Raw genomic sequence first — 12,576 nt, 5'->3', positions numbered from 1 at the left:
AATCACTCCGGGGCAGACATCCGATTACCTGGGGTTCGACCTGGTCATGGTCAACAACCTGCCAGAGCCGAGCGTCCTGCTGGCTGACAGAGGCTATGATGCTGACCGCATTCGGAAAAAGATGGAGGCGCGGGAGGTGCTCACCCAAATTCCCATGCGCAAATCACGCAGGATGCGCGTGGGTGTGGATCATTCTCTCTATTCCTTGCGCAACCTTGTCGAGCGGTGCTTCAACAAGTTGAAAAACGCACGCCGTGTCGCCACACGCTACGACAAAACCGCTGAGAGCTTCTTGGGCTTCATCGACATCACCTCCATCCGACTTTGGCTGCGCCTTTTGTCAACATGACCTAAGTCCTTATTTTTTGACTCCCTCGCGCTTGGTAGCCAATTGTTAGGGATTTGGCGCGACGATGTCAGGGTTCGACTCTTTGATCACAAGGATGAAGGCTGCTGATGTCGCTTGCACCCGCTGCGCTTGGACCAGACGTGTTGCATTCGGGGACAGTCACCCTGACGCGCAAAAGTAAACGGCCACTGCGCTTCGTCGGGATCCGGCTGTGCCATACAACTGGCGTGGAACAGGACGCGGTTTCACTCTGGGCCCGGCAGGACGGGCGGCTTGCCGTTTCTCTCTGTGTTGCCGGGCGCGAGGATGCGGTGGTGGCGCGCACTCTGGACGAAGCAGGACTTTGGCTCGAGAGACAGTGCATGTGGGGTGGCTGGTCTGATCCTCCCCATAGCGCTCTGGATCTGTTGATTTTTCTCGAGACCTGCCTCGCTGACCGACAGTGGCACGATCGGCTCGCACATCTGGCGCAAGGGGCGCTCGCCAAATGGCCGGACAGCCTGAAGCAGTCGGGAGGAGAGATATGACCGAGCGTGAAAATTATCGGGAATGGGCGCGGTCCGTGCGGTCTGAAGCCCGGCAAGGCATCAGAAGCCTGCGAGCGGAACGGCTTGCGCGACGGGATTCGCTGACAGGCGCTGGCCCTGCAGCCTTGCCACCTTCCGTAGAAGAGCTGCCGCTTTCCATCTCCAGCAAGGCCGCGAGCCTCACCGAACGGGCATCGCTTCCGCCTGTTGCCGAGGGTGAGCCTATGGTGCCCGCGCAAGATGAGCCTTTCCCCTCAGAAGTACTGGGGGATACGGGGGCGGATGAACCACAGGACAGTACATCCGGGCAGGAGTGTGCTGACGATTTTCTTGATCTTTTGGCGGAACTGCCGCCGCCAGAGGTGCCTGATCCGGATACATCGACAGAGCTGGCGCTTAGCCAAGGGACGACTCAAGATTGTCTGGACGAGCCGGAGGCTCAGGAAGCGACGGCCGAACTGGCCGTTCAGACAACGCCGGATACACTTGGAAGGCAAACGGACGCTTCCCTTGAGCCCCTTGAACAGAGCTTTAAGTTGCCAGAAGCTGCCGATCCAGAGTCCACGCCTCTGCGAGGCATGGGACCGTCTGAACTGGAGTGGCAGGAAGATGCGCTCCGCGACAGCTCGCTGGCCGCTCTTCCGGGGGCGGGGATGGGGCTGATCTGGCTTTTGCACGTTAACGGCGTGAGCAGTTTGCAGGACTTGGCACAGGCGGATGCAGAGACGCTGGGCAAGGCCTTGGGTCTGGTCGGCCGTCTGGTCAATGTGCAGGACTGGATTGACTTTGCTGCCACTCACCTTGCAGCGGATGCATCATGAGGCGGTGGCGCCATCCATCCGCATATGAAGTAGGCGCCGCGGGTGGGCCACGGCGCCCCGCCGGGTCAGGCCTCCGCGGCCTCGTTCACCACGGATTCCGCCAGCTTGGTCAGCTTGGCATCTGTTGCCAGCTCTTCCTGCAGTGTCTGGTCCAGAAGTTTTGCAGCGTCTTTCATGCCAAGCTGCAGCGCCCAGCTTTTCAAGGTGCCGTAGCGGCTGATTTCGTAATGTTCGACAGCCTGAGCGGCAGCAAGAAGGCCCGCGTCCAACGCAGGGCTGTCCTTGAATTCCTCCATGATTTCCTGACCTTCGGCAATGATGCCTTCGATCGCGTCACAGGTCTTGCCCTGCGCGCGTTTGCCGATCAGCTCAAACACGTCCTGCAGGCGCTCATATTGGCCCTGAGTTTCCTGTTCATGGGTTTCAAACGCGCTTTTCAGATCGGGATTGTTGGCCGCGCGCGCCATTTTCCGGAGCGCGGTCGTGATCTTCCGCTCAGCGTAATAGATGTCTTTGAGCGTTTCGTGAAACAGTGTGTCGAGGGTCTTGTTGGCCACAATCGGTCTCCTTGTTGTGGAACGGTTCTGCGAGGCGCCGGCGCTGCGGCGACAGGGGCAGGCCTTTTAACAGGTGGTCCGGACCTTTGTTCCCGGTGGAGCCAATGTCGACCCTCCGCAAAAAGGCCCCGCCGGAGCAGAGCCGGGGGGCCTTTTTCTGATCGCCGACTTAGCCTTCGCGAGAGGTCAGCTTTTGCCGGTCGGCCTCTTCTTCTGCAGCGCCGCGGACGCGGGCTGCAGCGTCGCGGGTCTCATCAGACAGCGTGCGGGCGGCATCTGCGGCGTCACTGCGTTTTTCGTCCGCAATCTTGCCTGCCTCGTCGAGCGCGGCCTTGCCAACCTGCTTGGCCTTTTCCCGCTCTTCTTCGAAGATCCGCTCGGCTTCATGGACCAGCCGGTCGGATTCTTCTCCCATCAGGGCATCTTCGGTCCGGGTGCGCGGCAGGGCGCTGGCAAGTGCCGCCCCTACCGCAATGGCAAGTGCGCCAGCCACCAGCGGCTGCTCTTCAAGAAACCGACTGGCATTGTCGCGACCGGCGCGCCAGTTGTCTCGCAGGACGGGCGCCGCGCGGTCCCGTGCCGTCACGGCGGCATGCCGAGCCGAAGCGATCCGCTGACGCGCAGCGTCCCCCAGATGTTCGGTGCCGTGATAGAGCCGGTCACGCATCTGCGACGCGCGATGCGCAACGTCATGCCCGGCCTGTGACATGCCTCGCGCTGCCTTGGCCCGGGTGCTTTCCTCGTCAGAGGTGCCACCGTCATAGCGGTCAGTCGCATCAAGCCATGCGGGGTAAGACGGATCGCGGCCCGTGGTCGCCGGATGCACCGGCGGGGTGCCGTAAAGCGCGCGCGGATCGGGGCGGTCCACCCCATCCTGCAGCGGGTCATAAGCTGCCGGGGCAGCAGGGCGGTCATCATGCGAGCGGCCAAAGATCAGCCAGGCCAGCCCGATGCCGGTGACGGCCAGCGCCACTGGGTTCTGCTGCACGGACCGGGTGACGGCGGTGCCCATTTCGCTGCCATGGCTGCGAAAGGCTTGGGTCACCTCACGCACCACAGCCTCCGGCGTGAAGCGGGACTGGATCTCGCGCAGCGAATCCGAGAGGTCGGAGCGATGGCGCTCCACATCGCGTTCAATGTCTTGCGGGCTGCGGGTGTCGCTGGGCATCTCAGGCTCCTTTTACGGCGCGCGCGTCGCGCTTGACGTTTTCGGCGGTGCGGCTGGGGGCAAGACTGGACATCTTGAGATCATTGAGCCCCTTGGACAGCAGCGCCCAAGCGATCCCGGCAAAAGCCACGCCCACGATCAGGGCGGCCCAGCCCGGGTCCAGACCCAGTTCGGCGAGCCCGGCGGACAGCGCTGCGGCCAGCACGTTGAGCGCCGTCATCAGCAGCACTACGGCAGCAACAATCATCCCCAGGGCCACGCCAGCGCGGCGCAGGTTCTGGTCGACCTCGGATCTGGCAAGGTGCAGCTCCGCCCGGATCAGGGCGCTCAGCTGGTCAACGATGGTGCTCAGCAGGGAGGTGGTGCTTTCGGTCTTGTGCGGTTCCATGGTTCAGCGGTCCTCCGGCGGGGGGGTGACGGGCGGCGTCATCACGGGGGTGGCGGGGGTGCTTTGCAGGGCGGGGGTGGCAAGCGGATCCGACGGGGCGGGCCGGTCCATTGGGGCAGATCCGGTCGGTGTCGCCTCGGGGGCGGAGGCGCGGACCATGCGCACGGCGGCGAAGCCCAAAAGGGCGGCGCCCCCCAGAAAGGCTGCCGGGTTGCGACGGCCAAAGGCGCTGACCTCGCCCACGATCTCCGTGACATCCCGTCCGCGCAGCGCGTCGGAAAAGCCTGCCAGCTGCTCGGCGAGCGAGCCGAAGATCTGCGCCTGCGGCGAGCCCTTGCGCAATTCGCCCGAGGCGGTGCGCAGCGCGTCGCCCACCGAGGAGACATCCTCGGCAACGCTGTCCTTGACGTGTTCGGCCCGGTCGCGGACCTGATCGGTGGCATCGGCCTGCAGCGACTGCGCTTTGCGTGCGGCGTCATCGCGCAGGCGGCGTGCCTCGTCGCTGGCTCCGGACGTGTGCTCGGTTGTGGTCATGGGGGTGTCCTCCTGTGTCATGCGACGAAATTGAGGATTGCCAGAACAATGACGACGAGCCCGACAATGTAGATGATGGAATGCATTTCTGCGCCTTCCTTGTTTGGGTGGCTGTTCGGGACACCAACCAGAGAGGAGCAGCGAATGTTCCTGCTGATGTGCAGGTTTTGTGAAATGACGACCCTGCACAGCGCCGTTTGGCCGACAGACAGGGCTGTCGGGCCGTTCCGGGCGGGACTGTGGGGAGGAAAGGGCCGCAGCCGGCAAAAACCGCCCGAAGGCGGCGCAGCACGGCGGCCGGGTCATCCCCGCCCCGCGCGCAAGGGCGGGGCGGGGGCGTCTTAGTCGCGGGGCAGGCGGTAGACCGACACCATGTCGCCCACTTCGGGCTTCAGGATCGAATTCCCGCCCGAGATGAAGGCCACATATTGCTGGCCCTCGTGCTCGTAGATCGCGGGGTTCGACACGGAGGGTGCCTCGGTCAGATCCTGCCACAGCTTTTCGCCGGTCTGCAGGTCATAGGCGCGCACCATGCTGTCCATGGTTGCCCCGATGAAGATCAGGCCGCTGGCGGTCAGGGCGGGGCCGCCGATGGTGGGCGAGCCCCAGGCCTCGGGCATGTAGAAGCCATAGCGCTGCGACATGCCGAAGGGGCGGCGCCAGAGCGTTTCGCCGGTGGTCATGTCGATGGCCATCATCTCGCCGAAGGGCGGCTTCCAGCAGGGCATGCCCCAGCGGTTCAGCGCGGTCTGCAGCGACATGCCGAAGGGCGCGCCGGTCTGCGGGTGAAACCCGCTTTCGCCCGGCCCGGCTTCGCCCTGGATCGCGTCATATTCCTCGCGCGGGTGAAGCTGGATGTGCTGCACCACGTGGCTGAGGTTCACGACCGCGATCTGGTTTTCGGGATCAAAGCCCACGCCGCCCCATTGCACGACGCCCGCGCTGTTGGGATAGGCGCCCGCGCCCGCGCCTTCGGTGGTGGGCGGCTGATACATGCCTTCGTAAACCATTTCATCCCAAAGCCGCGAACATTCCCCGAAAGAGGCGATATCGGCCAGCGGCCAGACATCGGGCAGGCGCGACTGGTCGATCAGCGGCGGCGGGTTGGTGGGGAAGGGCTGGGTGGGCGCATAGACCTCGCCCTCGATGTCGCCCGCGGGCACGGCGCGTTCCTCGATCGGCCAGATATCCTCGCCGGTCTCGCGGTTCACCGCAAACAGGAAACCCATCTTGGTCGGCTGCAGCAGCGCCGGGATGTCTTCGCCCTCCACGGTGATGTCCATGAGCGTGGGCGCGGCGTTGATGTCGTAATCCCAGATGTCGTGATGCACCCATTGCCGCGACCAGATCACCTCGCCTGTGTTCACGTCCAGCGCGGTGGTGGAGGTGGCATAGGGGATCTCTTCGGTCCGGTTGCCGCCCCAGTAATTGGGCGAGGGCGAGGCGACGGGCAGATAGACGATGCCGCGCTCCTCGTCCGCGCTCATCGCGGTCCAGACATTGGCGGTGCCGGTCTGCTGGCGGATCTCTTCGGGGATGGTGTCAAAGGTCCATTCCAGCGCGCCGGTGCGGGCATTGACCGAAAACACCGATCCCGGCGGCGCTTCGGCCCAGTCCCAGTCATTGCCCGCCCAGCCGATGATGACGTGATCGCCGACGATGGTGGGCGGCTGCAGCAGCGACAGCGGCCAGCGGTCGTTCACGGTGTTCCACTGGTTCACGTCCAGAATGCCGTTTTCGGCAAAGCCCGCGCAGGGTTCGCCGGTGTCGGCGTCGATGGCGAACAGCCGCGCGTCCATGGTGCCCAGATAGACGATCTTCTGGCAGGCCTCGCCCTCCACCGGCTCTTCGGCTTCCCAATAGGCCACGCCGCGATTCTTGAGCGCGGGCTGGGTCAGCGCCTCCAGCCGCGACTGGCTGTCAAAGGACCAGACCTCTTCGCCGGTCGCGGGATCAAGCGCGAGCACGCGGTAGAAGGGCGTGCCGATATAAAGCAGGCCGTTGGCATAGATGGGGGTGGCCGACCAGACGGTCGCGGGCAGATCGCCGGATCCGTCGGACACGTCGCCGGTGTGCACCCGCCATGCCAGTTCCAGATCGCCAACATTTTCCGGGGTGATCTGGGTCAGGGGCGAATATTTCGCCGCCGAAAGCTGGCCGTGGAACCCGGTCCAGTCGGTGCCAGAGGGCGGGATGCGCGCGTCGGACGGGAAATTCCGGGCGGCCTGCGGTTCTTCCGCAGGGGCGTCGGGAGCAGCCTCTGCGTTCTCCGGCTCGGCTTCGGTTTCCATCTCGGCTGCGGGGGCCTCGGGCGTATCCTGCTCCGCGGCGGGGGCCTCTGCCGCGTCGGGCGTGTCCGTCTCGGCGGCAGGGGCCTCGACCTCCGGCGTCTGCGCCGGTGTCTCGGGGCTTTCGGCCTCGGGGGAGTCGATGGCGGGGGGCGTCATGTTTTCTTGCGCCAGCGCGGGGGCGGCCAGCAGCGCCAAGAGCGCCGTGGTGCAGGTCAGGGTCCGGGTCATGCGCGGGTCTCCTCGGGGCCGGAAAGGGCGGTCAGCCAGCCAAGACCGGCGATGGCAAGGGCGGTGACCATGCCCCATTGATGCAGCAGCACCGCCGCCAGCAGGGTCAGCGCCAGCGCCAGCCCCAGCAGGGTCATCAGGATGACGCGCAGGGTCCGGGCCCTTGCCTGTGTCATCAGGGCTGCCCCCAGAAACAGGCACAGCGCGCCGAAACTGGCGGCAAGCGGGCCCCAGACTCCGGTGACGCCCGTCATGGGGGCAAAATAGCCGTATAGCCCGAAGCCAAGCGCCACGAGGGCGGCCAGCATGAGCAGGGTCAGGCTGGAACGATAGCTCATTGTCCTGTCCGTTCTGTTGAGTGCGTGAACTGCGGACCGGACAGGATGCCGGACCGCTCCCCCATAGGAGTAGGGCGCGGAGCGGTCAGGGCAACCATCGGCAGAGCGGTCTGTCAGTCGCCGCCTTCGAACATGCGGTCCCGGGCGGCGATGATATGGCGGCGCATCGCGGCGGCGGCGGCCTCGGGATCGGCGGCGCGGATCGCCTCGATCAGGGCGCGGTGCTCTGCCTCGACCTTGGCCTGCCGGTCGGGGGCGCCCTGCAGCGTCAGCGACCGCGACAGCGTCATGCCAAAGGCGATCTGCGTGGCGAGCGATTCCAGCACGGTGACGTAAAACGGATTGCCGCTGGCCCGCGCCACGGCCAGATGCAGCTGGTGGTCGGCCTCCACCCCCAGCTGCTGCTGCCGGTAGCTGCCCGCAAGCTGCGCCTGCGCCGCCTCCATCGCGGCCAGATCGGCCTCGGTCCGGCGGCGCGCGGCCCAAGCGGCGGCGGCACTTTCCACATCGGCGCGGAATTCATAACAGCGCCGGATGTCGGTGATCGATCCCAGCGGCACGAAATCCATCACTGCCCGGTCGGGCCTGCGGGTGACGTAATTGCCCGAGCCCCGGCGCGAGGTGATGATGCCATCCTCGCGCAGCCGGGCCAGCGCCATGCGCAGCACCGGGCGCGATACGCCGCAGGTCTGCGCCAGCACTTCCTCCGGGGGCAGGCGGGACTGCAGGGGATAGGTGCCCGCCACGATATCGGCCAGAAGCCGGTCGTGAACCTGATCGGCGCGCGAGGGATCGCGGCGGGTGTCCTGCATGCCTGCCTCCGGATGTGGTCAGATTGCGACGCCTGCCGCGGTATAGATGGATTCCATCAGCCGCAGCGTGCGCAGATTGTCCAGCCTGTCGGTGGGGAAGGGCGCCCCGGTGCGCAGCCCCTCGACAAAGGAGGTGACGGCACCGGTGAAACAGGCCTGATAATTGGCCTGAAGGTCGTGCAGCGACACGTTGTCGGGTTCCGACAGCCGGGTGATGCGGTCGCGGTCATAGACGATGGTATCCGCCTCGCCCAGCAGTTCCAGCCGGTCGGTGGGCAGCGGCGGATAGCCGGGGGCAGAGATGTTGGCGTCGATCTGCACCAGCGCGCCGCTCTCCGCGCGCAGCGTCACCAGCGCCACATCCTCGCCCGCCAGATCGGGATTGATCCGGTCCAGCGTGGCCGACATCACCTGCATCTCGCCAAGGATCGACCGCAGCGCGTCAAGGTGATGGATCAGCACCTCGAACACCAGCAGCCGCTTGAACTCCTTGAGATAGGGCTGGCGGCCCAGCAGGAACGGCACCTTGCCCGGATAGTCGAACATCGAGGAGGACCGCACCGTCAGCCGCGCATGGCGCAGCGGGCCCACCTGACCTTCGGCGACGCGGCGGGCCAGTTCGGCGTAATGCGGGCGGAAGCGGTAGTTTTCATGCACCATGAAGCGCACGCGGTCGCCCACTTCGGCGATCAGCGCCTCGGCCTCGGCCACGGTGGGGGTCATCGGCTTCTGGCACATGACATGGATGCCGCGATCGGCGGCCATCTTCACCAGCGGCGCGTGGCTGCCCACCGGGGTGATGATGTCCACCGCGTCGGGCTTCACCGCCTCCAGCATCTCTTCGGTATCGGCATAGACTGCGGGGATGCCGAATTCCTCGGCCTTGGCGCGGGCGCGGGCGGGATCGGGGTCGCAGATGGCGGCCAGCGTCACATCCTGCTGCGCCTTCCAGCCCTTGAGGTGGAATTCGCTGATGGCGCCGGCTCCGGCGATGGCAACGGTAAGGGTCATCATCCTGTCCTTCGGGTGAGAGTCGGCGCCTGTCTACGTCCGGTCCGCGGATTTTACAACTATTGACTCATTCGGGCCGGGAAATTACTGCTTTGTCCAGATTCACCCTCCGGAGCCCTGCCATGCGCACCACCGTCACCCCCGCCGATCTTGCCGCCGCCGTCATGGCGGTGCCGCCGCTGGCCCGCCACGCCGACGGCACCTTCAACGATGCCGCCAATGGCGCGCTGATCCGCCATCTGGAAGCGGGCGGCGTCAGCACCATCCTTTATGGCGGCAACGCGCTGGCCCATCACTGGCCGGTCTCGGTCTATGCCGACTGGCTGGACCGGCTGGAGGCGCTGGTGGAGGCGGACACATGGCTCCTGCCCTCGGTCGGGCCCGATGCGGGCAAGATGATGGATCAGGCGGCGGTTCTGGCCGACCGCGATTTCCCGGTGGCGCTGCTGGTGCCGATGAGCCCGCCGCTGACCCATGACGGCATGGGCGACGCGCTGCGCGCCTTTTACGACGCCTGCGGGGTGCAGTTGCTGGTCTATATCAAGACCGATGGCTACATGCCCGCCGATCTTCTGGGCGCGCTGGTCGCCGAAGGTGTGGTGTTCGGCGTCAAATATGCCGTGCCGCGCGCCGAAGGGGCGGCGGATCCCTATCTTGACGCGCTGATCGCCGCGATCGGGGCAGAGCGCATCATCTCGGGCTTTGGCGAACCGCCCGCCGTGCCGCATCTGCTGGATCAGGGGCTGGCGGGCTTCACCGCAGGCTGCGTCTGCATCGCGCCTGCCATCTCCACCGCCATTCTTGCCGCGCTGAAGACGGGCGACCGGGCCGAGGCCACCCGCCTGCTGGAGCCGATCCTGCCGCTGGAGGTGCTGCGCAACGGCATCAACGAAATCCGCGTGCTGCATGCGGCGGTGGCGCTGTCGGGTCTGGCGCAGACCGGGCCGATCCTGCGGCCCAGCTCCGACATCCCCGATGACCGCCGCGCCGATGTGGCCGAGGCCGCGCGCGCCCTTCTGGCGGCGGAACGGGCGTTCCGCGCCGCCTGAGCTTTGGCGCCTCCTCCGCCAGACTGCGAGGGTCCGCCGACAGGCGGGCCCTTTTGTCATGGGGTGCGCACATCCGCTTGACTGTCCGCGCTGCAGGGGAAAGAAACGCGCCTAGGATCCGCCCCGCCGCGATCCGGCCCGCTTGTTGCGTTTCGAGGCCGGAAGACCAGAGCCCCAAGGGCCAATCGGCCGTCTTTCCGGAAGGAGAACCCCCCATGAAGTTCCGTTTTCCCATCGTCATCATCGACGAAGACTTCCGCTCCGAAAATTCCTCGGGGCTGGGCATCCGCGCCATGGCGCAGGCCATCGAGGAGGAAGGTTTCGAGGTGCTGGGCGTCACCAGCTACGGGGATCTGTCGCAATTCGCGCAGCAGCAAAGCCGCGCCTCGGCCTTTGTTCTGTCCATCGACGACGAGGAATTCAGCCCCGGCCCCGAACTCGATCCGGCGGTGCTGAACCTGCGCAACTTCATCGACGAGGTGCGCTGGAAAAACGCCGATGTGCCGATCTACCTTTACGGCGAGACCAAGACGAGTCGCCACCTGCCCAACGAGATCCTGCGCGAGCTGCACGGCTTCATCCACATGTTCGAGGATACGCCGGAATTTGTCGCCCGCCACATCATCCGCGAGGCGAAAAGCTATCTGGAGGGCATCCAGCCGCCGTTCTTCAAGGCGCTTCTGGATTACGCCGAGGATGGGTCCTATTCGTGGCACTGCCCCGGCCATTCGGGGGGCGTGGCCTTTCTGAAATCGCCCATCGGCCAGATGTATCACCAGTTCTACGGTGAAAACATGCTGCGCGCCGATGTCTGCAACGCGGTCGAGGAACTGGGCCAGCTTCTGGACCATAACGGCGCCATCGGCGCCTCCGAACGCAATGCCGCGCGCATCTTCAACGCCGATCACTGCTATTTCGTCACCAACGGCACCTCGACCTCCAACAAGATGGTCTGGCATCACACCGTGGCGCCCGGCGATGTGGTGGTGGTGGACCGCAACTGCCACAAGTCGATCCTGCACAGCATCATCATGACCGGCGCGATCCCGGTCTTCCTGAAGCCCACGCGCAACCATTTCGGCATCATCGGCCCGATTCCGTTTTCGGAATTCTCGCCCGAGGCGATCAAGGCCAAGATCCGCGCCAACCCGCTGCTGGAAGGCGTGGATGCCGACACGGTCAAGCCGCGCATCATGACGCTGACCCAGTCGACCTATGACGGCGTGCTCTACAACACCGAAACCATCAAGGGCCTGCTGGACGGCTATGTCGAGAACCTGCATTTCGACGAGGCCTGGCTGCCCCATGCCGCCTTCCATCCGTTTTACGGCACCTATCACGCCATGGGGCGCAAGCGCGAACGCACCCAGCATTCGGTGACCTATGCCACGCAGTCGATCCACAAGCTGCTGGCCGGGATCAGTCAGGCGAGCCATGTGCTGGTGCAGGACAGCGTTGAGACCAAGCTGGACCGGCATCTGTTCAACGAAGCCTATCTGATGCACACCTCCACCAGCCCGCAATATTCGATCATCGCCAGCTGCGACGTGGCCGCCGCGATGATGGAACCGCCGGGCGGCACTGCGCTGGTGGAAGAAAGCATCGAACAGTCGCTGGATTTCCGCCGGGCCATGCGCAAGGTCGACGAGGAATTCGGCAATGACTGGTGGTTCCGCGTCTGGGGCCCCGACGATCTGGCCGAAGAGGGCATCGGCCGCACCAAGGACTGGGTGCTGAAAAAGACCGATGCCGAAGGCGTGCAGGCCTCGGGCGAAGACAGCTGGCACGGCTTTGGCGACATGGCCCCCGGCTTCAACATGCTGGACCCGATCAAGGCGACGCTGATCACGCCGGGGCTCAATCTGGATGGCCGGTTCGAGGAGGAGGGCATCCCCGCCTCCATCGTCACCAAATATCTGGCCGAGCATGGCGTGGTGGTGGAAAAGACCGGGCTTTACAGCTTCTTCATCATGTTCACCATCGGCATCACCAAGGGTCGCTGGAACACGCTGCTGACCGCGCTGCAGCAGTTCAAGGATGATTACGCCAAGAACCATCCGATGTGGAAGATCATGCCGGATTTCTGCGCCAAGCAGCCGCGCTATGAACAGATGGGCCTGCGCGATCTCTGCCAGCATGTGCATGCGCTTTACGCCAAATACGACGTGGCGATCCTGTCGACGGAAATGTATCTCAGCGACCTGACCCCGGCCATGGCCCCCGCCGAGGCGTTTTCCCACATCGCGCGGCGCACCACGCAGCGCGTGCCGATCGACGAGCTGGAAGGCCGGATCACCACCAGCCTTGTCACGCCCTATCCGCCGGGCATCCCGCTGCTGATCCCGGGCGAGGTGTTCAACCGCAAGATCGTGGAATATCTGAAGTTCAACCGCGAGTTCGCCAGCGAATGCCCGGGGTTCGAGACCGACATTCACGGTCTGGTGCAGGAAACCGAAGCAGACGGCAAAGTGCATTACTACGCCGACTGCGTCGCGGTTTAAGG

General features: G+C 65.1%; 13 protein-coding genes. 5 read left to right on the top strand and 8 right to left on the bottom strand.

Annotation, left to right across the window (positions count from 1 at the left end; genetic code table 11):
- The 3 genes from BLR51_RS24385 to BLR51_RS28345 form a co-directional block, all read left to right on the top strand.
- The coding region (locus BLR51_RS24385; RefSeq protein WP_165616927.1) for a transposase at positions 1-349 on the top strand (349 nt) is incomplete at its 5' end.
- Between the two features lie 107 nt (positions 350-456).
- A complete protein-coding gene (locus tag BLR51_RS27505; RefSeq protein WP_131821877.1) occupies positions 457-876 on the top strand; it encodes a hypothetical protein in 420 nt (139 codons plus the stop codon).
- A complete protein-coding gene (locus BLR51_RS28345) occupies positions 873-1,697 on the top strand; it encodes a hypothetical protein (RefSeq protein ID WP_242656836.1) in 825 nt (274 codons plus the stop codon). Before BLR51_RS27505 ends, BLR51_RS28345 begins: the two co-directional genes overlap by 4 nt.
- 65 nt (positions 1,698-1,762) lie before the next feature.
- Here the strand turns inward: BLR51_RS28345 and BLR51_RS24375 are convergent, their stop codons facing one another.
- The 8 genes from BLR51_RS24375 to BLR51_RS24340 all read right to left on the bottom strand — a co-directional run bounded on the left by BLR51_RS24375 (position 1,763) and on the right by BLR51_RS24340 (position 9,024).
- Entirely contained in the window at positions 1,763-2,254 is a 492-nt protein-coding gene (locus BLR51_RS24375; RefSeq protein ID WP_089851891.1) for a YciE/YciF ferroxidase family protein, read from the bottom strand.
- 169 nt (positions 2,255-2,423) lie between these two features.
- Positions 2,424-3,422, bottom strand: a complete 999-nt coding sequence (locus BLR51_RS24370; RefSeq protein WP_089851890.1) for a DUF3618 domain-containing protein — start codon at positions 3,420-3,422, stop codon at positions 2,424-2,426.
- A gap of 1 nt (position 3,423) precedes the next feature.
- Positions 3,424-3,810 carry a phage holin family protein gene (locus BLR51_RS24365; protein ID WP_089851888.1) on the bottom strand — a complete coding sequence of 129 codons (387 nt, stop codon included), beginning with the start codon at positions 3,808-3,810 and terminating at the stop codon, positions 3,424-3,426.
- A gap of 3 nt (positions 3,811-3,813) precedes the next feature.
- A complete protein-coding gene (locus BLR51_RS24360; RefSeq protein ID WP_089851885.1) occupies positions 3,814-4,344 on the bottom strand; it encodes a hypothetical protein in 531 nt (176 codons plus the stop codon).
- A 341-nt stretch (positions 4,345-4,685) separates the two neighbouring features.
- Positions 4,686-6,863, bottom strand: coding sequence for a pyrroloquinoline quinone-dependent dehydrogenase (locus tag BLR51_RS24355; protein WP_242656835.1), 2,178 nt, complete (start codon positions 6,861-6,863; stop codon positions 4,686-4,688).
- Positions 6,860-7,201 carry a hypothetical protein gene (locus tag BLR51_RS24350; protein WP_089851883.1) on the bottom strand — a complete coding sequence of 114 codons (342 nt, stop codon included), beginning with the start codon at positions 7,199-7,201 and terminating at the stop codon, positions 6,860-6,862. Before BLR51_RS24350 ends, BLR51_RS24355 begins: the two co-directional genes overlap by 4 nt.
- Positions 7,202-7,314: 113 nt before the next feature.
- Entirely contained in the window at positions 7,315-8,013 is a 699-nt protein-coding gene (locus BLR51_RS24345; protein ID WP_089851881.1) for a FadR/GntR family transcriptional regulator, read from the bottom strand.
- An 18-nt stretch (positions 8,014-8,031) separates the two neighbouring features.
- Positions 8,032-9,024: a Gfo/Idh/MocA family protein gene (locus BLR51_RS24340; protein WP_165616926.1), complete on the bottom strand. Its 993-nt coding sequence runs from the start codon at positions 9,022-9,024 to the stop codon at positions 8,032-8,034.
- 122 nt (positions 9,025-9,146) lie between these two features.
- Between BLR51_RS24340 and BLR51_RS24335 the strand changes: the two genes are divergently transcribed.
- Positions 9,147-10,073, top strand: coding sequence for a dihydrodipicolinate synthase family protein (locus BLR51_RS24335; protein WP_089851877.1), 927 nt, complete (start codon positions 9,147-9,149; stop codon positions 10,071-10,073).
- A 215-nt stretch (positions 10,074-10,288) separates the two neighbouring features.
- Positions 10,289-12,574: an arginine/lysine/ornithine decarboxylase gene (locus tag BLR51_RS24330; protein ID WP_089851875.1), complete on the top strand. Its 2,286-nt coding sequence runs from the start codon at positions 10,289-10,291 to the stop codon at positions 12,572-12,574.
- The last annotated feature ends 2 nt before the right edge of the window (positions 12,575-12,576 follow it).

It is taken from the genome of Salipiger marinus, assembly GCF_900100085.1.
GTDB classification, from domain to species: domain Bacteria; phylum Pseudomonadota; class Alphaproteobacteria; order Rhodobacterales; family Rhodobacteraceae; genus Salipiger; species Salipiger marinus.
Note: the sequence above shows the minus strand (reverse complement) of the source record. Positions and strands in the feature narration are given on the sequence as shown.